Annotated in this window: 16 protein-coding genes; 13 read left to right on the top strand and 3 right to left on the bottom strand. The window is 57.6% G+C overall.

What is annotated here, in order from left to right:
* Positions 1-709 precede the first annotated feature (709 nt).
* Together EDF61_RS11130 and EDF61_RS11125 are read left to right on the top strand one after the other, a co-directional pair.
* Complete coding sequence (locus EDF61_RS11130) at positions 710-2,758, top strand: bacteriocin-associated integral membrane family protein (RefSeq protein ID WP_133834133.1); 2,049 nt, start codon at positions 710-712, stop codon at positions 2,756-2,758.
* The gene (locus tag EDF61_RS11125) at positions 2,755-3,390 is read left to right on the top strand and encodes an ATP-binding cassette domain-containing protein (RefSeq protein ID WP_133834132.1); all 636 of its coding nucleotides are present in this window, start codon (positions 2,755-2,757) and stop codon (positions 3,388-3,390) included. The genes EDF61_RS11130 and EDF61_RS11125 overlap by 4 nt, the downstream gene beginning before the upstream one ends.
* A gap of 255 nt (positions 3,391-3,645) precedes the next feature.
* Here the strand turns inward: EDF61_RS11125 and EDF61_RS11120 are convergent, their stop codons facing one another.
* Positions 3,646-3,891 (bottom strand): hypothetical protein, encoded by a 246-nt coding sequence (locus EDF61_RS11120; RefSeq protein ID WP_133834131.1) that lies wholly within the window; start codon positions 3,889-3,891, stop codon positions 3,646-3,648.
* Between the two features lie 215 nt (positions 3,892-4,106).
* Here EDF61_RS11120 and EDF61_RS11115 point away from each other — a divergent pair, with 215 nt between their 5' ends.
* A complete protein-coding gene (locus tag EDF61_RS11115; protein ID WP_133834130.1) occupies positions 4,107-5,297 on the top strand; it encodes a pyridoxal phosphate-dependent aminotransferase in 1,191 nt (396 codons plus the stop codon).
* A 110-nt stretch (positions 5,298-5,407) separates the two neighbouring features.
* Positions 5,408-5,764 (top strand): DUF2695 domain-containing protein, encoded by a 357-nt coding sequence (locus EDF61_RS11110; RefSeq protein ID WP_133834129.1) that lies wholly within the window; start codon positions 5,408-5,410, stop codon positions 5,762-5,764.
* A 3-nt stretch (positions 5,765-5,767) separates the two neighbouring features.
* Here the strand turns inward: EDF61_RS11110 and EDF61_RS11105 are convergent, their stop codons facing one another.
* Positions 5,768-6,442 (bottom strand): DedA family protein, encoded by a 675-nt coding sequence (locus EDF61_RS11105; protein ID WP_365942750.1) that lies wholly within the window; start codon positions 6,440-6,442, stop codon positions 5,768-5,770.
* Between the two features lie 347 nt (positions 6,443-6,789).
* Between EDF61_RS11105 and EDF61_RS11100 the strand changes: the two genes are divergently transcribed.
* The 4 genes from EDF61_RS11100 to EDF61_RS11085 are packed head-to-tail and all read left to right on the top strand — an operon-like array spanning position 6,790 to position 10,212.
* A complete protein-coding gene (locus tag EDF61_RS11100; RefSeq protein WP_133834128.1) occupies positions 6,790-7,707 on the top strand; it encodes an ABC transporter ATP-binding protein in 918 nt (305 codons plus the stop codon).
* Positions 7,704-8,459: an ABC transporter permease gene (locus tag EDF61_RS11095; RefSeq protein ID WP_105656167.1), complete on the top strand. Its 756-nt coding sequence runs from the start codon at positions 7,704-7,706 to the stop codon at positions 8,457-8,459. The genes EDF61_RS11100 and EDF61_RS11095 overlap by 4 nt, the downstream gene beginning before the upstream one ends.
* On the top strand, positions 8,396-9,610 hold the full coding sequence (locus EDF61_RS11090; protein WP_105656168.1) for a sensor histidine kinase: 1,215 nt from the start codon (positions 8,396-8,398) through the stop codon (positions 9,608-9,610). Before EDF61_RS11095 ends, EDF61_RS11090 begins: the two co-directional genes overlap by 64 nt.
* Positions 9,607-10,212, top strand: coding sequence for a response regulator transcription factor (locus EDF61_RS11085; RefSeq protein WP_133834127.1), 606 nt, complete (start codon positions 9,607-9,609; stop codon positions 10,210-10,212). Before EDF61_RS11090 ends, EDF61_RS11085 begins: the two co-directional genes overlap by 4 nt.
* On the opposite strand, the gene EDF61_RS11080 is transcribed toward EDF61_RS11085, so the two are convergent.
* Positions 10,209-10,709 (bottom strand): DUF456 domain-containing protein, encoded by a 501-nt coding sequence (locus EDF61_RS11080; RefSeq protein ID WP_208294262.1) that lies wholly within the window; start codon positions 10,707-10,709, stop codon positions 10,209-10,211. The genes EDF61_RS11085 and EDF61_RS11080 overlap by 4 nt on opposite strands.
* A gap of 336 nt (positions 10,710-11,045) precedes the next feature.
* On the opposite strand from EDF61_RS11080, the gene EDF61_RS11075 reads away from it, so the two are divergent.
* From EDF61_RS11075 to EDF61_RS11055, 5 genes are all read left to right on the top strand, one after another.
* Positions 11,046-12,035, top strand: coding sequence for an ABC transporter substrate-binding protein (locus EDF61_RS11075; RefSeq protein WP_105656171.1), 990 nt, complete (start codon positions 11,046-11,048; stop codon positions 12,033-12,035).
* Positions 12,036-12,145: 110 nt separating this feature from the next.
* Positions 12,146-13,708, top strand: coding sequence for a sugar ABC transporter ATP-binding protein (locus tag EDF61_RS11070; protein WP_133834126.1), 1,563 nt, complete (start codon positions 12,146-12,148; stop codon positions 13,706-13,708).
* Positions 13,705-14,727, top strand: a complete 1,023-nt coding sequence (locus EDF61_RS11065) for an ABC transporter permease (RefSeq protein ID WP_133834125.1) — start codon at positions 13,705-13,707, stop codon at positions 14,725-14,727. The genes EDF61_RS11070 and EDF61_RS11065 overlap by 4 nt, the downstream gene beginning before the upstream one ends.
* Positions 14,724-15,713 carry a galactofuranose ABC transporter, permease protein YjfF gene (gene yjfF / locus EDF61_RS11060; RefSeq protein ID WP_105656174.1) on the top strand — a complete coding sequence of 330 codons (990 nt, stop codon included), beginning with the start codon at positions 14,724-14,726 and terminating at the stop codon, positions 15,711-15,713. Before EDF61_RS11065 ends, yjfF begins: the two co-directional genes overlap by 4 nt.
* Before the next feature lie 217 nt (positions 15,714-15,930).
* Positions 15,931-20,496, top strand: coding sequence for an alpha-L-arabinofuranosidase family protein (locus tag EDF61_RS11055; protein ID WP_166650783.1), 4,566 nt, complete (start codon positions 15,931-15,933; stop codon positions 20,494-20,496).
* Positions 20,497-20,524: the final 28 nt, after the last annotated feature.

Raw genomic sequence — 20,524 nt, 5'->3', positions numbered from 1 at the left:
CATTGCAAGCGTGCAGGTCACAAAATACCCGACCCTCATCTCCTGAGGGGACTTTTGGACAGGAGATTCAGGCCTATCAGGTACTGCAGTCGTCCTGAACTGATGTCCTAGACGGAAAGTTTGATGCGTTACATTTGCAATACTGGATCTGAAGAAATTTCTTGAAAACTATAGTAAACCCATGGTGAGTACAGTGTTTTTGGAAAGATTGTGAAGTTAACGGTAATCTTTTCCAGCAAGTCATTGTTCGGCTGTTGGTTTTACTTTCGTGGGACGCTTCTCGACGAGGCTTGCGGTTAGTCATTCACTACATCTTCAGATTAGGAATCTTCTGCGTGAAAGTTCGCTTTAGAAAGTTGATCGTCAAATTTTCGTTGATCGCCCTTGTTGCGGCAATGTTCACTCCGGCCGCTGCCGCGTCTGCTGTTGCCTCGACAGAGTGGTATTACGGAACCACGTCAAAATCTTGGACTCAAACATACGTGTGGTCGAGATGGGATTATCCATTCAAAAAACATGGAGTATCTGCTGAGGGCGATATAGGCGGGCTCAAACGCTCTGCTTGCAAAGCGCCTGGGGTTCGCGCTTATGCAGAATCGGTCTATTCGACTTGGGGTGGCTCTCACCGCGCCTACCATAGATACTGCTAGGGAGTTTGATTGGTCGGGAAGGGTATTCTTGCTCTTCCCGATTTCAACGTGATACCAATATGAAGCATTCTGGTTTCCGCTTTGCTGTAGTTGTAATTTCCCTTTATGCAGCATTCGCAAGTTTTATGTTTAGCATTCTTGCTGACGAATCGGCATACCCAGGTTCTGTTGCCGTGCAGGTTTCTGGCGAAAAAGCCTCTGTTGGCAGTGATTCTCTTTCGGAATTGCTCAATGGTGCAGCGCAGGAGGCCGACGCCGTAATCCTAAGAGAAGTTAGAGATCTTCATGATCCAAAGGTTCGTCATGCCTATCTCAGTGAGGCTGGTTCGTCACGTCCTGAGCAATCGTGGTTGAACGAGGGGTATCCAACCTTTAGTAATTCGGTTTCGACCATTGTTCATTCGGCTTCAGAACTTACGGGGGTTGATCCACGCGGAAGGTATTTCGTATTTGGTGACGATGGGGCCCCCGGGGAGCTAATCGCTCAATTCGAAAGAATCGGGCTTGATGTCAAAGTCAGCGAGATCGGTTTTCACCTTGGGGAGGCGTTCACGTGGTTCCTAACAGGAATGATCGGTTCAGCTTCCTACGTGGTAATTCTTCTCGTGATCCTTTTGGTGACCGTTACGACGATTAATAATATTAAGATGTATTCCATTAGGCAGCTTAATGGCATGTCTAAGAACCAAGCCATTATGGATGATCTGCGTAGATTGATTCCGTTTGCCGTTTGGGTAATGGTTGCGAGCATCGTTTCTGGAACACTTGGCCTATTTCTATATAATGGCTTGAATCAATTTAGCTCCGTACTTAAAGTCTGGTTCTGCATAGAGCTGATTGGGGTACTTCTTGCAATCATCGTTCATATGCTAGCTGTGCACGTTGTTTGGTCAGTCGACGTACTTGCTGGTATCAAGGGCAAATTGGGATTCTCGGCCGCATCCGCACTTGCATACCTGATCCGTATTCCTGGCCTAATCGTGGCAATTTCATTAGTGACTTCGTCGTTTGCCTCGGCGCAAGTTGCCTTGGAATCCCATGAGGCGAGGCAGCAACTTTCGAAGGCAGGAAATGCGGCAACCATTTTGTTCGGAGGTAGCGCTGCTTTGGAAGAAGAAGATGAACTCGCATATTCGTCCGGAAAATGGCTCAAGGAACAAGACTCCTTAGGGAATCTTCTGGTAGCAGTTCCTCTAGAAGTTGAAGGTGCTACAGGTCAATTGTCCACGGCGTTACTGGTCAATAATTCATACATAAAAGAGAGCGGACTTGTTTCGAGCGATGGCAAGCAGATCTCCTACGTGCCACCTGAAAGCGTAAAAGTTTTACTCCCAGATGGTCTTCAGCTGTCACAGCAGGAGATTGCTGACCTTCTTGAAATCGGAGGGTCATTTGACCCTGATTATGCGGATAATCTAATAGTCGAAACGATTCCGGACGAGCAGGATTTTTCCCTGTATGAACCAGAACCTGACGGTGAAAGTAGGCCGCAGTCATTGTCTGATGTTCCGCTGATCTTGTACGGAGCTCAGTCTGATCTTGTTAGAGATGATGACTTCATGGCTTTTGCAAGCCAAGGGCGAGTTCTGTTCAAGGACTTCCAAACGGCAGTTGCTGTGACTCCCTCGCAGTATTTAAGGTCATGGATTGCCGCATACATTCCCATTGCACAAAAAGCTGCAGATGAATATTCAACCAGAGTCATGGAGCTGCGGATTCGCTCTGTCACAGCGTTGCTCTCTTTGGTCGTGCTTTTGGCGACAGCAGTCGGAATGGCTCAAATTCATGTTCGAGGAAACGCGCGTCTCATTCTTGTGAAGTACCTTCATGGGTGGGATTTCTTCAATACTCACAAGAAACTTTTCTCGTTCGAGGTGGTACTTGCTGGACTAGTTGTATTCGGAATTATTTTAAATGAGACGATCCACTACATAGGATTGGCCCCAGCGGATCAGAGCGGTCGAGTTCATGGACAAGCTACTGCAATTGATATTTGGCAACCATGGGCAGTGTTGCTGGTATGTCTGATAAATATTGTGGTTCTAGTAATCTCCTTGCGCAGTAGAACGAACATATTGATCCGTAACCGATCGGAGGAGACTGCGTGACCGGCGTAGTAGTTTCAAAGGCAAGCAAATTATTCGGAAATCGTTGGCTTTTTAGTGATCTAGACATAAATGTATCTGCGGGACAGCTGACTGCAATCACCGGTCCATCGGGAAGTGGGAAATCGACCCTGCTAAATTGCATCGGTCTGCTGGATAAGTTGGACCGTGGCCAGATTCTTGTCGGAGGCAGGGATATCTCAAGATTGTCCGCAGAGCGTCAACGCAAGTTCCGACGCGACATTGTTGGATACATGTTTCAAGACTATGCATTAGTGGAAAATGCGACTGTCCAAGAAAACCTTGAGATTGCCCTCGTGGCAAAAGGTCGTTCGATGGTTAGATCCGCTGATTTCGATGGTGCGTTGGAGCGAGTTGGGTTACCTCGGCGTCAGCGTGAACCGGTTTATCAGTTATCAGGAGGAGAACAACAACGAGTTGCATTGGCTCGTTTGATCCTTAAGGCTCCCTCCGTTGTTATCGCTGATGAACCAACAGGCGCCCTTGACTCAGAAAATGAGCAGATGGTGCTCAACGAGTTGGAACGTATCGCTTCTGAAGGAGCTTCGGTGCTGATTGCTACCCATTCAAGTACGGTGGCGAATGCATGCTCAGAGATTATTTCACTGGAGTAAAACACGGTATGCCCTGTTCAAGCGACAACTGCATGGACTGGTCATCGGGACGTAGAAAACTGTTTATTGAACTTATTCAGCAGACTGAGTTTGGAATTACTCTCAGGGGCCTCGACCGCTGAATAGACAGTATCGCGCATAGTGCTTCAGTACAGAAGCCTGTCTCCGGCGCATAAGTAGCACGCACCTTCGAAAAGAAGAACAATTAACAATCGGCCTCCGCTTCCTAGAAGGAAACGGAGGCCGATTGATTTCTTAGGCGTTAGCCTGGCGTACAGCTTCGGTGTAGCGGCGTTCAAATTCAGGTGCGGAAACCAGTTCGCGCTCAACCCGGAATGAGGTCTCATCCACGCCGAGCACTGCAGCGATCAGGGTCCGGGTGTAAGGCGCGATCTTGCGGGACTTGCGAGTAGAAGTGACGCGATCCAACTCAGGAACCCAAACGTTCCACCAGCCAGCTTCCTTGCCCACTACTGCCTTGAAAACGCGCTGTTCGCTCATCTGATGCCCTATCTTTCTACGCCGTGATAACTGGCGGCTTGCCGTCTGCTTCCATGATCCACTAGCTACCTGAACACGACAAGTCACCAGCAATGCTCTTGAGCACTGGCCACCACCAGAACCGGTCACGAACGGCCGATGATGTGGCCTTCGGGAGCTGAGCCGATAGCCTTGAAAAAGATAGCTTCAGCGCACCAGTGAAAAGAAGGACGACAGTGCAAGCCTCGAAACGTTCCCAGGTAGCCCCATTTGAAGTGATGCAGATTGTTGATCAGGTAGCCACCATGCGCGCTGCCGGAGACGACGTCATCTCACTGTGCGTGGGGGAGCCCGGTGGAGGAGCACCGGCTGCCGTGAATGACCTGGCCGCGAAGCTGCATGCCGAGCATGCCGACTTCGGGTACACCTCAACCGCGGGCCTGCTCGAAACCCGACAGGCCTTATCGAAGCACTACCAAGACACCTACGGGGTGCAGATCCCCGCAAAGAACTTCGTGATGACCACCGGTTCCTCCGGTGCATTCCAGCTTTCGTTCTTGGCAGCCTTCGATGCCGGAGACGTGGTGGCGCTGGCCCGTCCCGGCTACCCGGCCTACGCCAATATTCTGGGTGCCCTGGGGTTGGAAGTTATTGACTTGCCCACCGGTGCAGCGCAGCGTTACCAGCCCACCGTGCAGCTGCTTGAGGCGGCCAAGAAGGAGCATGGACGCCTCGATGGGCTGGTTGTTGCGTCGCCGAATAATCCCACCGGAACCATGTTCAGCGCCGGCGAGCTCTCGGACTTGGCCATCTGGTGCGAAGCCAATGATGTTCGGCTGATTAGCGATGAAATCTATCACGGCATTGAATTCGTCCCAGACCGCAAGGGACACACCTCGTGGGAGTTCTCCCGCTCGTCCATCGTTGTCTCATCCTTCTCCAAATACTGGGGGATGACCGGCTGGCGCCTGGGCTGGATGATCGTGCCCGATGAGCTAGTGCCAACGGTGGACGCACTGGCTTCGAACCTCGCCTTATGCGCTCCAGCGCCAGCACAGCGCGCGGTGGTAGCTGCCTTTGAACAGCAGAGCCTCGATGAAGCCAATGAGCGCGTGGCCGAGTTCGCCCGCACCCGAGCCCACGTGTTGGAGCACTTCAGCAGCCTGGGCATCAGCGAGGCAGCTCCCGCCGATGGGGCTTTCTACCTCTACGGCCGGTTGGCCCCCGAAGTCTTGGAGCATTTCGGTTCTGCGGGCAAATACTGCCAAGCGGTTTTGGAGCATGCGCATGTGGCACTAACCCCTGGAGGCGACTTTGATCCGTTCGAAGGCCACCTGTATATCCGCTTGTCCTTCGCAGCCGGATATGAGCGTGTGGCAGAAGCCCTGGAACGCGTTGCGGCTTTCCTCCGGCAGAGCTTGGCATGAAGCTAGTTTTCCACATTAGGTGAGCAATGCGCTGCGCGTGGCGCTTCAAAATGGACAGTGGATGGCAGTAACGCTTCGTTACTGCCATCCACTGTTTCAAGGAGCCACCAATGCCTGCAGTACTCGAACCTGTCGATCATGAATGCCTTGCGTGCTATTTGTATCGTGCGGTCTGCGCGCAAGGATGCGACGGGACCCATCTCTCCCTCCTGTCTTATCGCGATGCGAGCGCTCCGCGAGCTACCGCGATTGACCGGAAAATGCAGCTGCTGGGCGGATTCTGCGACTGCGAAGTGCTGGCCAATGCCATCCGCCCGATCACGCGTGAAGCGATTCAAGCCGTGGACAATGACGAAAATCTTGTCTGCAAAGGAGTACGCCGCGGCACAATCCAACCATGTGAACATTGGTTGATGCGCCGCGGCGTACAGTGGGGCGGCGGTCAGTTCCGCCGCCGAAGTGCTTGAAGATCAGTTTTCGGGGGTCTTGCTCTTCGGCTTGCGGGCCTTGAGCAGTTCAACACCAATAGGGATCACCGAGATGAGGACGATCAGGATGAAGATCAGGTCGATGTTCTCTTCGATCCAGGTGAATTGGCCCAGCCAATAACCCAGCAATGTGACGCCGATTCCCCACAGGGCGGCACCGATCAGGTTGTAGAGGATGAAGGTCTTGTGGTTCATCTTCGCTACGCCAGCGATTACCGGGACGAAGGTGCGGACCACTGGAACGAAGCGTGCCAGGATCACCGCGCGGCCGCCGAACTTCTCGAAGAACTCGTGGGCCCGCTCAACGTTCTTCTGCGAGAAGAAGCGGGAATCCGGTTTCTTGAAGATGGCAGGTCCGGATTTCTTGCCAATGATGTAGCCGGTCTGGTCACCTGCGAAGGCGCAGACAAAGATCGCGGCGGCGAAGAGCCACAACGGAATCTGGATGGTGCCGGTGGCAATGAGCATGCCAACGGTGAAGAGCATCGAGTCGCCTGGCAGGAAGAAGCCCACCAGCAAGCCGGTCTCGGCGAAGACAATGGCGCAAACCAGCAGCAAGACCCATGGGCCAAGCGCGGGGTTGTTCAGGAAGACGACTGGGTTCAACCAGTCGGGCAGGAAAGCCGCGCCCATGGTTGGAGCCGCATAATCGGTCACAAGGGAAAGAAACGAAGAATGATCTAGCACAGCAAAAATCCTACGTGAGTACGCTGTGAGTTTCCCAGAGTGCCATCCGTAATCTCTGATGGGGGACAACCCGGCCACAAGGGCGAAAATCTCCAAGTTGTTCGTTGACCCGTAGTGATCATGGCTTTTCACGGGGCCAGCAACGAGAGCCGGGGGAACAATGGGAAGCGGCAAGTTGCCAAGCTCACAGCGGGATTCGACGTAAAAGTCGGCGAGGTTGCATCGAGCCACTTGGAATCGGTCCATGACAACGGTCATGGGCAACGCATGACTTTCTGCTCTTCTGCACACCCGGCAAAGGGTGAAGACTATGAAGCATGGAAACGCTGATTAGAACGAATGCAGTTTCGCTCAGCGGCTTGAAGAAGACCTTCTCAACGCCGCGCAGCAAAGTTGAAGCAGTCAAGGGCATTGACCTGCAGATCCAGACCGGACAGATCGTGGCCTTCCTGGGTCCCAATGGAGCTGGCAAGACGACAACCGTGGACATGATCCTGGGCCTGACCCAACCCACCGGAGGGTCGGTGGAGATCCTCGGCTTGGATCCGCGCCAAGCCATCTCCGCTGGGCGGGTCTCTGCCGTCTTGCAAACCGGCGGGTTGCTGCGCGATATGACCGTCAAGGAGACAGTGTCAGTCATCGCCCACATGCATGAGCAAGCAGATCGCGTTGGGCCGGTCATGGAACGCACGGGGCTGGATAAGATCGCCAAGCGGCGCGTGGGCAAATGCTCTGGCGGCGAGCAGCAGCGCATCAAGTTCGCTCTGGCTCTGCTGCCCGACCCGGATGTACTGATCCTCGATGAGCCAACTGCCGGAATGGACGTGATGGCCCGCCGGGATTTCTGGGCCACGATGCGAGAAGAAGCCACCGAAGGGCGCACCGTCATTTTCGCCACGCACTATCTGGAAGAAGCCCAGAACTTCGCAGAACGCACTGTGCTGATGAGCCAAGGCCGCATTGTCGCCGATGGAGCCACCGAAGAGCTGCGCAAGCTCATCTCCGGACGCACCGTCAGCGCTTCCTTCCCCTCGGCGGAGCATGCCGAACGAGCCGGAGCTTTTGATAATTCGGTGCAGGTAGCCGAACGCAACGGATTGCGCTTCGCTTTCCACAGCGCCGATTCGGATCGCTTCGCGGCCGCCCTGCTCGCCGACTACCAGGGCTACGACCTGGAAATTTCCTCGCCGAGCCTGGAAGAGGCCTTCATCCAGCTGACCAAGGACGCATCATGATGAGCACCTACATCCGCGTGGAATTCGCACGGCACTTCCGCGATGGGTACAACCTGATCTTCGCCCTGCTGCTGCCCGCAGCCATGTACATCCTGTTCGGCAACATCCCCAGTTACACCGAGTTCGAGCTGGGCGCAGGCAACGTGAAGTTCTATCTGATGATTTCCATGGCAGCCTACGGGGCGGCGGTCAGCACTGTGGCAATCGCCGGGACCGTGGCCACCGAAACCATGCAGGGATGGGGCAGGCAAATTGCCTTGACCAAAATGCCGCCGGCCATGTTCGTCAGCAGCAAGATGATCGTCGCGGCCACGGTAGCCGGTGCCTCGGCAGCAGTAGTCTTCGCCCTGGGCGCCGCGACTGGAGCCGAAGTGCAAGAAGGGTGGATCTGGGGAGCGAGCTACCTGATCATCCTGCTCGGCGCCATGGTCTTCGCCTGCTACGGCATCGGGGTGGGCATGGTGTTCAAATCCGAATCGGCCCTGGGCCTGGCCTCAGGCTTGATGGTGTTCTTCGCCTTCTTCGGCAATGTCTTCATGCCCCTGGAAGGAGGCATGCTCGACGCGGCCCGCTTCACCCCGATGTACGGCTACGTAGCACTGGCCCGCTACCCATTGCTCAAGGACATGCCCGCCGGAGTCGAAATGGCCCCGGACGCATTGTGGATCCCAACCGCTAACCTAGTGGCATGGGCACTCATCTTCGTTCTCTTCGCGGTACTCGCCACCAGGAAGGCCAAGGCACGCCAGTGAGCCGCAACCTGCCCGGCGCCGCGCCAGCGGACGATCCGCTCTGCGAGATCGACGAGGACCAGAAATTCTGGGATCGCCGAGGCTGGCTGATCGCCGGCGTCTGGGTGATCTTCCTGGTCTTCCCGGTGCTGGACCTTCTCGTGGAAGACTACACGCTGCCCACCCGGATCATCGGCCTGGCGCTGATCGCCCTCTTCGCCGCCGTCTACCTGCAGTCGTACGCCAAATTCTCCCAGAACATCGGGCAAGGCGGAACCAGCGCTCGCAGGGCGCATGCGAACTTCCTGGTCCTCTGCGCGATTATCGCCCTGGGCATCCCGGTCATCGGGCTGACCACCATGGGGCTCTTCCCCTTCATCACCTCCTTCGCGATCTTCTTGCTCAGCAGGAAGTGGGCCATCGCGGCCTACGCCGCGGTGCTGGTGCTCAGTTTCGCGCTGCCGATCGTCTACGGGCAGTTCATGGACGCGATCTTCCTGATCGGCCTGAACCTCGTGCTGATGGTGGTGTACGCGATTACCGTGGCCGCCATTCGGCGCTCGGCCGCAGCAGAAAAGATCCGCAGCGACTACCTGCTGGTCGCCGAGCAGGAACGCGTGGCCAGGGACGTGCATGACGGCATCGGGCATTCGCTGACCGCATTGAATTTGAAGGCGCAGCTGGCCCTGCGCCTGATGGACCAGGAACAGTACGCCCAGGCCCGCGGGGAACTGGAACAACTCAGCGCCCTGGCCGTGGACGCGCTGGACTCCGTGCGCACGACGGTGCAGGGGCTCAGCCGCCAGGACCTGGCCGGGGAACTGGCCGAGCTGCAGCAGGCGTGCGACGACAACAACCTCGAGTTCACCGTGGCAGGAACCGCCGAGCAAGTCCCGATGCAGCTGCGTTCGCATGTGGCATGGATCCTGCGCGAAGCGGTCACCAATGTGCTGCGCCACGCGCACGCCAGCACCATCGTGCTGCATCTGGAACCCGGAAAAGTCAGCGTCGATGACGACGGGGATGGCCTGCAAGCCAGCACGCCAGGCCACGGCATCCGGGGAATGCAGGAACGCGCCAAGCAATTCGGTGCCAGTTGTACAGTAGGGGCATCGCGGCTGGGCGGAACCAGCGTGCAAGTGGCCTTCGAGGCAGAGGGGAGTGCAGCGTGATCCGGATTCTCATCGCCGATGACCAGCACCTGGTCCGGGGCGCGCTGGCAGCCTTGCTGAACCTCGAAGAAGACATCCACGTCGTTGCGCAATGCGCCGACGGTGACGAGGTCGCCGCCGCACTGGATGCGCACCCCGCCGACATCGCGTTGCTGGATGTGCAGATGCCGCGGCACGACGGGCTGCGCACCGCAGCAGAACTCAAGGCCAGCCACGCCGGGGTGAAGGTGCTGATCCTGACCACCTTTGACCGTCCCGGATATTTCCGCCAGGCCTTCGAAGCCGGAGCGCACGGCTTCCTGGTCAAGGATTCTCCGCCGGCCGAGCTGATTGCCGCCATCCGCAGGGTCTATTGCGGGGACAAGGTAGTGGATCCGCAGCGTGCCATGCTTAGCGTGGAGAGCCGCAGCAACCCGCTAACCGGGCGTGAGCGCGAGATCCTTTCACTGGCCGCCTCCGGCTCGCCGGTATCGCAGATTGCCTCGGCGGTGCACCTGTCGGTGGGAACTGTGCGCAACCACCTGTCCAATGCGATCGGCAAAACCAGCACTGCCAATCGCATCGAGGCCGCGCGCTACGCCCGCGAGATGGGCTGGATCTAGCGCGTTACGAAGTGGGTAATCAGGCCGATGACCCAAATGGAGGAGGCCAGCAGCACGCAGCCGAATTCCACGACGATGCCCAGGCCCATGGCCTTCAACGCAGCCCAGGAGGAGCCGAGTGCGCCGGAGACTTCGCGCCGGCGCACGCTTTCACCGGCGAATAGGCCCACTGCGAAACCGACGAACATGCCGATCACGGGAATGAGGAAAGCACCGGCGATGGCACCCACGACCGCAAAGAGAATGGAACCCTTGGGGATTTGATGTTCCTTGAGTTTCTTGCCGGTCAGGATCGCAGAGGCGGACCAGCCCAGCAGGGCGATCGCCATGCCCAGGCCGGCCGCCCACCAGGAAGCGCCGGAACCCAGCAGCCAGCCCCAGCCCAAGAGCGTGCCGATCGTCAGCAACGAGCCGGGCAGCACCGGGAAGATGGTGCCTAATGCCGATACGACTAGCAGCAGCCCGGCGATGATCGTGTAAATAATTTGTGCATCCACATGCCCAGTTTCGCACACTGCATCCTTACATGAGGCGAACTGCCAAGCAGGACGAGAATTCAGGGGTATTTGTTCCGAATTGCCGAGCTGACGAACAAATAATTGATTAATTACGGATAATTCCCCTTCTCTCATTGATTCCTTTTTGCCTAGTCGGATATCGATTTAGATTGAAAACCGTCGCCCGTTGGCAATGGAAAAAGAAATCAAAAGCCGGAAGGCTCTTCACACCCTAAATTGTTAGCGCTAACATTGTGACCATCGACACATTGTTCTGGTGCCGGAGACCATTCACTCCACCATTTTCCGGCGGGGACCTACGAGGAGGAACTCACGATGAAACGACAGACCTTTTTGCGCACTGGCTTGGCCACGCTCAGCATCGCAGCTATGGCAGCCATGAGCGCATGCGCCGGCTCGGATTCCAGTGGCAGCGAAGGCGGAGGTTCCGGTTCTGAGACCATTACCATCGGTTTCTCGCAGGTTGGCGCCGAGTCCGGGTGGCGCGCGGCGAATACCAAGGACATCCAAGACACCCTGACCGAAGAAAACGGCTTCAAGCTCAGCTTCTCTGATGCCCAGCAGAAGCAGGAGAACCAGATCCAGGCTCTGCGCTCGTACATCGCGCAGGGCGTTGACGTCCTGGCGTTTTCCCCAGTGGTAGAAACGGGCTGGGATGCTGTGCTGCAAGAAGCCAAGAGCGCCAACATCCCGGTGATCCTCACGGACCGCGCCGTTGACACCACCGATGACACGCTCTTTGCCTCGTTCATCGGCTCCGACTTCATTGAAGAAGGACAGCGGGCCGGGGACTGGGTTGTAGAGAATCTGGACAAGGACCTGAAGGTTGTCGAACTGCAGGGAACTACCGGCTCGGCACCGGCCATCGACCGCAAGGAAGGCTTCGGAAAGGCCATTGAGGGAACGGACATCGAGATTATCGACTCGCAGACCGGTGACTTCACCCGCGCAGGCGGCAAGCAGGTCATGGAAGGTTTCCTGAACTCCCATGACGATATCGATCTGGTCTTCGCCCATAACGATGACATGGGCTTGGGCGCCATTGAAGCCATCGAGGCAGCAGGCAAGAAGCCAGGCGAGGACATCAAGATTGTCACCATTGACGCGGTCAAGGACGGCATGCAGGCATTGGTTGACGGCAAGATCAACTACATCGTCGAATGCAACCCGCTGCTGGGCGAGGATTTGGCAGAAATCGCCAAGAAGGTTGTAGCCGGCGAATCTGTGGAGAAGCGCATCGTCGTTGAAGACGCCGCCTTCACCCAGGATGAAGCGGCCGAGGTCCTGGCCGATCGCACCTACTAGAAACGCAGGCAAGAGCACGAACCGGCGGGCCACAAGCTGGCCCGCCGGTTCACCACCAGGTGGCAGGACAAGCAACTCGCAGAGGCAAGTTAATGATTGATTCAACACCCATGTCACGGACTGAGGAAATCACCGTGCAGCATTCCCCTACAACGAAGCCCATCGTTCAAATGGCTGGAATTTCCGTGGAGTTCCCCGGGGTCAAAGCATTGGACAACGTTGGCTTCCGGCTTTTTCCCGGTGAAGTCCACGCCCTGATGGGGGAGAACGGCGCTGGAAAGTCTACCCTGATCAAGGCCCTGACTGGCGTGAATCCGATTGCTTCCGGAACCATCACGGTCAACGGCAACGACACCCGCTTCACCGGCCCCGCCGATGCCCGCGAACGCGGCATCTCCACGGTGTACCAAGAGGTGAATCTTTGCACCAATCTCACCGTGGCCGAAAACATCATGCTCGGCAGCGAGCCTCGCCGTTTCGGTGGTCTTGACTGGCGAACCATGCGGCGCCAGGCCCAAACCTATCTGGAGCGGATGGGGCTGAAGATAGACCCGGCCAGCTCGCTGGGGTCCCATTCATTGGCCGTCCAGCAGCTGGTGGCCATCAGCCGCGCCATGGTGGTCGACGCCAAGGTGCTGATTCTTGATGAACCGACCTCGAGCCTGGATACCGACGAGGTGGCCCAGCTCTTCGAGGTCATGCGGAAGCTGCGTGATGATGGTGTGGCGATCCTCTTCGTGTCGCACTTCCTGGACCAGATCTACGCCATTGCCGACCGCATTACCGTGCTGCGCAACGGGCAATTGGTGGAAGAACGAGAGAAGGACCAGCTGCCGCAACGTGAACTGGTCTCGCTGATGATCGCTGGCACCTCCGATGCCCAAGTGGGCGGCGCCAACGAACGCACCGCCGCAACCGAACGCGCGGCCGACGCCGAACCGTTGCTGCAGGCAGTGGGACTCGGGCGCAAGGGAGCGGTGCAGCCTTTCGATCTGGACCTCTATCCCGGGGAAGTCATCGGCTTGGCCGGCCTGCTGGGCTCAGGCCGTACCGAACTCGCGCGCCTGCTTTACGGAGCGGACAAGGCAGATGACGGGGTGATCAAGCTGGGCGGGAAACCGGTGAAGCTGCGAACTCCCCGGCAGGCCCTGGGCCGCAAAATCGCCTACACATCCGAAGACCGCAAGGGCGAAGGGGTTGTGGGCGAGCTGACCGTGGCCGAGAACATCATCCTCGGCCTGCAGGCAGCGCGCGGATGGATCCGCCCGCTGCCCAAGACCAAAGCCACCCAAATCGTGGACGCCTATATCAAGGCACTGGGCGTCCGTCCGGCCAATCCGAACGCCCTGCTCAAGAACCTCTCGGGCGGGAATCAGCAGAAAGTTCTGCTGGCCCGCTGGCTCGCCACCGCTCCGAAGCTGTTGCTCCTCGATGAGCCCACCCGCGGAATCGACATCGGCGCGAAGACCGAAATCATGAACCTGGTCTCCGAACTAGCTGAACAGGGCATGTCGGTGGTCTTCATCTCCGCTGAGCTAGAAGAAGTCCTGCGCCTCTCGGATCGCATCGTTGTGATGCGCGATCACGCCAAGGTTGCCGAAATTCCAAGCACTCCAGATGTGGATGTGCCACGCCTGATCGAAATCATCGCCACCGGGGAAGAAAACAAATGACCCGTATTTACAAGCATCGCCTGTTTTGGCCAGCGATTGCGCTGCTCGCGCTGCTGCTAGCCTGCACCATCAAGCGCCCGGACATCCTGGGCATCAGCGTGCTGGACGGGCACCTGTTCGGTGCCCCCATAGACATCCTGCGCAATAGCTCGCCGCTGTTGCTGGTTGCCCTGGGCATGACTCTGGTGATCGCCACCCGCGGCATCGACCTGTCGGTGGGTGCCACCGTCGCGATCTCCGGAGCCGTGGCGCTGACGTTCATCGCCAGCTCGGCCAATCCGGGATCCGCAGGTACAGCCGTCGGCGCCGTCATCGTGGCCTTGGGGCTGTGCCTGATCCTCGGCGCATTCAACGGCGTGCTGGTGGCGAACTTCGGCATCCAGCCGATCGTCGCCACGCTGATCCTGATGACTGCCGGCCGCGGTGTGGCCATGCTGATCACCAACGGCCAGATCACCACGGTCAATAGCGCACCTTTCAGCAAACTGGCCTCGGGCTATGTGCTGGGCCTGCCGGTGGCCGCGATCATCGCTTACGGCGTGTTTGCGGTGGTGGCCCTCGTGGTACGGCGTACTGCGCTGGGCATGCTGCTCGAAGCGGTAGGCATCAACCCGGAAGCCAGCCGGCTTTCAGGGGTGAAATCAAGAACTCTGGTATTCACCGTCTATGTGTTGTGCGGCCTGCTATCGGGCCTGGCTGGACTGATCTTCGCCGGCAACACCATGGCCGCTGATGCCAACAATGCGGGGCTGTTCATAGAGCTGGATGCCATTCTCGCCGTGGTTATCGGCGGCACGTCCCTGGCCGGCGGCAAGTTCAACCTCGCGGGCACCATGATTGGCGTGCTGATCATTACCACCCTGAGCCTGGCTGTGACCGTTCTGGGCGTTTCACCGCTGGTCACTTCGCTATTCAAAGCCATCGTGGTCATTGCCGTGACCTTGATGATGTCAACCCGGCTGCGCGCCATGCTCGGTTCCTTGCGCGAACGCCGCCGCTACCAGGAGGTGGGAGCATGAGCATCCTCAGTGTTCCGCGCAAGTCCGTATCCAAATTGAATGTGGACCGGCGCTATCTGCCGGTTCTGGGCACTGTGGTCGTCTTCGGGCTGATGCTAGTCATCGGCGGAGTGCGCTACGAGAATTTCCTTTCGCCCGCTGTACTGTCCAACCTGTTCATCAACAATGCCCACCTGATCGTGCTGGCAGCAGGGATGACGTTCGTGATTCTCACCGGCGGCATCGACCTGTCCGTCGGTGCGGTGCTGGCCCTGTCCTCGGTCATCACCGCAACCATGCTCAATGCCGGGATCCCGTTGTCCCTGGTGCTGCCTATCGCGATTCTCAGCGGGTCGATCATCGGCCTGGGCATGGGAGTGATGATCCAGTACTTCGAGGTGCAGCCCTTCGTGGCTACCTTGGCCGGCATGTTCTTGGCCCGCGGCCTGTGCTTCATCTTCGCCCCGGAATCCGTGCCGATCCGCGATGAGGGTTTTGTGGCTCTGTCGAGCTGGGGCGTTTCTGCGGGCCGCTGGCGGTTGACCGCCGCCGTGGTCATCGCCGTGCTGGTGATTGCCGGGTCCTGGTGGGTGCTGCACCGCACCCGTTTCGGCCGCACCGTTTACGCGGTGGGCGGCGGCGAGCAATCAGCCACCCTGATGGGATTGCGTGTGGCACGCACCAAGGTGGTTGTCTACGTCATCTCCGGCACCTGTGCGGCGCTGGGCGGAATCCTCTTCGCCATGTTCTCGCGCTCGGGCTATGCGCTGACCGGTGTGGGCATGGAGCTCGACGCGATCGCCGCAGTGGTTATCGGTGGAACCCTGCTTGTCGGCGGCATGGGCTTCATTCTCGGCTCGGTGGTTGGCGTGATGGTGCTCGGACTGATCCAAACCATCATCACCTTCGAGGGAACCTTGAGTTCCTGGTGGACCAAGATCGTGATCGGCGGTTTGCTGCTGATCTTCGTGGTCTTGCAACGAATTCTTACCTTGCGGCGAAATTAAGCCCGGAAGGGAAGGGCCCAGGTCCCGGTATTAGCGTACCGGGCCCTGGGCCGTATCCAGCCACCCAAAGGTGGTTTTTGTTCAACGCAGACATTGTCTTTTGCAGGATCCTGTCTACGTCATCACGACGGTAGCACGTCGACTTACCTCACGGAGGTTCAAGCAAGTGATGCATGCCCAAAAACGATGGGCCGTGCCTTTGGCGCTGCTCGTTTCCATGTCCATACCAAGCTCGGCATTGGCTGCCGGGCCCGCAATGAGCTGGCAGCAACCAGCGGCCACCACAGAATTTGGCGAGGCCGCCAGCGAAGACTATGCGGCCTATGTTTTCCCCTATTTCACCGGCGAGAGCACCGATGACGGAGAGAAAATCCATCTCGCCGTCTCCCGGGAATCTGATCCCGGCAGCTGGTATACGCTCAATGGCGGCGAACCGGTCCTGGAGTCCGAGCTTGGTACCAAGGGGCTTCGGGATCCCTTCCTCATCCGGTCCCATGACGGCTCCAAGTACTATCTCCTGGCTACCGATCTGAAGATGCACGGGGGCGGAAGCTTCGGCGACGCCCAAGAAACGGGCAGCCACTCGCTGATGATTTGGGAATCGGCGGACTTGGTCAACTGGTCTGAGCAGCGCGAGGTCGAATTGGCACCGGAGAACTCCGGTAACTTGTGGGCACCCGAAGCCCACTGGGATGAAGCCACCGGGCAGTATGTTGTGTACTGGGCATCGGCGCTGTATCCGGAGGATGTGCCTGAAGCCGAACGCAACATCCAGGACTCGTATCAGCGGATGATGTATTCGACGACGACGAATTTTGCCGATTTTTCCGAGCCTGAAGTATGGATTGATGAACGGCAAGGTCCTGGGCTGGGCATGATCGACTCCACGGTCGCTGAAGTTGACGGCTCCTTCTATCGCCTGACCAAAGATGAAGGCGATATGAGCGTGCGCATGGAATCCTCGCCGGAGCTCCTGCGCACCCAAGGTGTCACTGAAGGTGATGGCTGGGACATGATTGCCGAGAAGATCGGTATTGGACAACCCAACCCATGGGGAGGAACTTTCAACTCTGGCGAAGGGCCAACCATGTTCCCCTCGCTCACCGACGATAATTGGTACCTGATGATCGACCAGCCGTCCTATCACGGTGGCCAAGGCTATATGCTCTTCGAGAGCGAGAACCTTGCTGGCGGCGACTGGACCAGCGTTCCCGAAGCCAAACTGCCAAGCAGTCCGCGTCACGGAACAGTTTTGCCGATTACAGCTGAAGAGCAGCAAGCGCTCATCGCGGCGTATCCTCCAAGCGAAGGGTCCGAAGTCCCTGAACCGGTTGTTCCTGGTCCCGATCCCCAGCTGCCCGAAGGGACCTTCGAGGAGGGATTTGAAGGGTCCGAGCTGGATGGCCGTTTCAGGATACTCAACGAACAAGCGGATGCTTGGAAATTGGAAGATTCCGCGCTGCGCCTGGAGTCCCAGCGAGGCGACACCTGGCAAGACTCCAATGATGCCAAGAACTTGTTCTTAGTCGATGTGCCCGCCGGAGACTTCTCAGTTGCTACCCACCTGACTGCACCGGTTTCCCAAGACTTCCAAGGAGCGGGACTACTAGCGTGGAGTGATTTCGATAATTATGTGAGGGCAGGGCTTGCCCACGTATCGAGCGCACCGGGTGGGCCGGTAGTCATCGAAAGCGCAGTGGAATCCGAGGGAACCTATAGCGCGAGCTATACACCGCGCCCCGAATCGAAAACCGAATGGTTGCGATTGGACCGCAAAGGCAAAGAGCTGACTGTTTATTACGGGGACTCGGAAGGGCAATGGGCAGAAGCTGCGAGTTTCACTGTGCAGTGGAACGCGACCCAGGTCGGTCTTTATGCCTTGGCGGCCCAGAACGGCACTAGCCATACTGCGGTGTTCGATAGTTTCTGGCTCAACGAATCCGGGCCAACAGATCTGGTTCCTGAAGGGAAATTCACGCTGACCGGGCAGGGGGACCATGGGTATCTCGTCGCTGACAAAAAGCAGCGGCTATCCCTGGAGGAAACCCGGCCGGCATCTGCGCTGCGATTCTCCGCCGCTGCTGCATCTGGCGGTGATGCTGCTGGGCAGCACTCGCTCATCCTGTCATCGGAGGCCGGAAACCTCGGCATCAAGGGCCAGAAGCTTCAGCTGATTCCAGGGGAGCAGACGGCTTGGCGAATGGTCGGTGCCGGCGGTGGCAAGCTGAAGATCCGACTGGCGCAGAGCGTTGACGAGAATTCGGCATGGGTCGTGCGCCATAAGAATGGATCGTTGCGGCTGGGCAGCAAAACCGATGCGGTGAACTTCAAGCTGGGCTCGGGAGAACTGGGAAACCAGGTCCTGAACATCGATGGAGACGGCACCTTGCATGAGATTAGCGAAACCATGTACGGGGCATTCTACGAGGACATTAACTATGCAGCCGATGGAGGCCTCTATGCCGAGCTGATCCGGAACCGTTCTTTTGAATTCAATGATTCGGACAATAAGGACTTCACCCCGCTAACCGGTTGGAAGGCATTAGGCGGAGCAAGCCTCAACGTGAAATCCGAGCGTGGCCAGTGGCTCAATGAGGCGAACCGCTCCTACCTGGAACTGGACGCTGCAGCCAAGGGCGATGGAGTGGAAAACGCCTCGTACAACAACGGAGTCGCCGTGAAGCGGGGGAGCAGCTACGACTTCAGCGTCTTCGCCCGGGCAGAAAAGGGCCAGGATCTGGAAGTGAAGCTCACCAGCGCTGACGGATCCAAGGTCATCGGCAACGCCACCGTGCACGTGGATGGCGGCAACGAATGGAAGAAGTACGAAGCGTCGCTCAAGGCCAATGCAACTTCCGATGCGGCTCGGCTATCCCTGGCCGCCACCGCGGCCGGCTCGATCAAGCTGGATATGGTTTCCTTGTTTCCCCAAGACACATGGGTGGGACCGGTGAATGGCAAATCTGTATTGCGCAAGGATCTGGCCGAAAAAGTTGCTGAATTGAACCCGAGCTTCCTGCGTTTCCCTGGCGGCTGCGTCACCAATGTTGGAACCTTCGACACCTACGTACAGTCCGATGGGCAGGACCGGCAGCGGACTTTCCAGTGGAAGGAAACGATCGGTCCCGTTGAATCGCGTCCGGCAAACTGGAACTTCTGGGGCTACAACCAGTCCTACGGAATCGGGTATTTGGAGTACCTGAAATGGGCCGAAGATCTGGGCGCCACCGCGCTGCCGGTGGTTTCGGTCGGAGCCAATGGCTGCGGGTCCAAGATCCCGGAGATGACCGATGCGCAGCGTATCCAGCGTTGGGTGCAGGACACCGTGGACCTGATCGAGTTCGCCAATGGCAGCACCGAGACAACCTGGGGCGCCAAACGAGCTGAATTGGGCCACCCAGAGCCGTTCGGGATCAAGTACATTGGCCTGGGCAATGAGGAAGTTACCAAGACTTTCGAAGCGAATTTCCCAAAGTTCCGCGTTGCGCTCGCAGAGCAGCATCCGGAGATCACCATCATTTCCAATAGCGGTCCCGACGACTCAGGAACCCGCTTCGAGGAATTGTGGAAATTCAACAAGGAACAAAACGTGGACATGGTCGACGAGCACTACTATAACGATCCGTCCTGGTTCCTGGGGAACGACGAACGCTACGATTCCTACGATCGCACGGGTCCTGAAGTGTTTCTCGGCGAGTACGCATCGAGGGACAACAGCTTCGCCAACGCGCTATCAGAAGCTGCCTACATGACCGGTCTGGAACGCAATGCCGACGTCGTCAAAATGGCATCCTATGCTCCCATGTTCGCCAATGAAGACTATGTCCAGTGGGCGCCGGACATGATGTGGTTCGACAATGACGAATCCTGGGGATCGGTGAACTACTACAACCAGAAACTATGGATGAACAACGTCGGACAGCAGGTAGTGCCTTCCACCCTGAGCGGCCAGGGAGCTGCCTCGGCAGATCTTTCAGGTGGGGTGTTCCTGAGCAGCTGGCTCACCGAGACGGCCTATGACGACCTTCGAGTCACTTCCAATGGCACCGGCGAAACCCTATTCTCCGATGACTTCGCGGATGCGTCTTCGTGGGAAGCCCAAGGAGGCTCATGGGCAGTTGAAGACGGCAAATACGTGCAATCAGACGAGAGCACCGAGGATGGCAGGAGCCTTATTAAAGGGGCCTACGGCAAAGACTGGAACAACTACACAGTTGAACTGACCGCGCGCAAGGAAGCTGGCCAGGAAGGCTTCCTGATCGGGTTTGCCGCTGGAGCCGCTGATGAATTCTATTGGTGGAACCTTGGAGGCTGGGGCAATACCCGTTCGGTCCTGGAACGCGCTGATGGCGCTCGGCAAGGCGAAGTCGCAGCCGGTCCCAATGTGAGTCTCGAAACCGGAAGAGACTATCAAGTCAAGATCGTTCTCGACGGGGACACCATCAAGCTGTACCTGGATGGGCAATTCCAATTCGAGTACACCGAACCGGCGGCCAAGGCCCTGTACCAGGTGGTCACCCGCGATACGGAGAGCAACGAGCTGATCGTCAAGCTGGTCAATCCCACCGGCCACGCATCGGCGGCACGGATCGAGGTTGATGATCTTGAGGTGGGTTCGAAGGTCGAAGGCACCGAATTGGTGGCTGAGCCGGAAGCGCAGAACACCAAAGAAGACCCGGCAAATGTAGTACCGAGGGACTTTGAACTGCAGTCTGGCGAGCATGGCCTGACCTATGAGGTCCCGGCCTATTCGGTAACCTTCCTCAGGATGGCCGGGAAGTAATAGTTTCCAGCCTGGACAACAGCTTGCC

The sequence above is a fragment of the Arthrobacter sp. JUb115 genome (assembly GCF_004365035.1).
In the GTDB taxonomy this organism is placed as follows: domain Bacteria; phylum Actinomycetota; class Actinomycetes; order Actinomycetales; family Micrococcaceae; genus Glutamicibacter.
The sequence above is the reverse complement of the archived record's forward strand: the minus strand, read 5'-3'. Positions and strand labels throughout refer to the sequence as shown.

Coding starts and splice junctions, on each gene's coding strand:
- yjfF (WP_105656174.1), top strand. CDS start 14,724: ATGAGCATCCTCAGTGTTCCGCGCAAGTCCGTATCCAAATTGAATGTG.
- EDF61_RS11065 (WP_133834125.1), top strand. CDS start 13,705: ATGACCCGTATTTACAAGCATCGCCTGTTTTGGCCAGCGATTGCGCTG.
- EDF61_RS11075 (WP_105656171.1), top strand. CDS start 11,046: ATGAAACGACAGACCTTTTTGCGCACTGGCTTGGCCACGCTCAGCATC.
- EDF61_RS11095 (WP_105656167.1), top strand. CDS start 7,704: ATGATGAGCACCTACATCCGCGTGGAATTCGCACGGCACTTCCGCGAT.
- EDF61_RS11055 (WP_166650783.1), top strand. CDS start 15,931: ATGTCCATACCAAGCTCGGCATTGGCTGCCGGGCCCGCAATGAGCTGG.
- EDF61_RS11110 (WP_133834129.1), top strand. CDS start 5,408: ATGCCTGCAGTACTCGAACCTGTCGATCATGAATGCCTTGCGTGCTAT.
- EDF61_RS11130 (WP_133834133.1), top strand. CDS start 710: ATGAAGCATTCTGGTTTCCGCTTTGCTGTAGTTGTAATTTCCCTTTAT.
- EDF61_RS11120 (WP_133834131.1), bottom strand. CDS start 3,891: ATGAGCGAACAGCGCGTTTTCAAGGCAGTAGTGGGCAAGGAAGCTGGC.
- EDF61_RS11100 (WP_133834128.1), top strand. CDS start 6,790: ATGGAAACGCTGATTAGAACGAATGCAGTTTCGCTCAGCGGCTTGAAG.
- EDF61_RS11090 (WP_105656168.1), top strand. CDS start 8,396: ATGGGCACTCATCTTCGTTCTCTTCGCGGTACTCGCCACCAGGAAGGC.
- EDF61_RS11070 (WP_133834126.1), top strand. CDS start 12,146: ATGTCACGGACTGAGGAAATCACCGTGCAGCATTCCCCTACAACGAAG.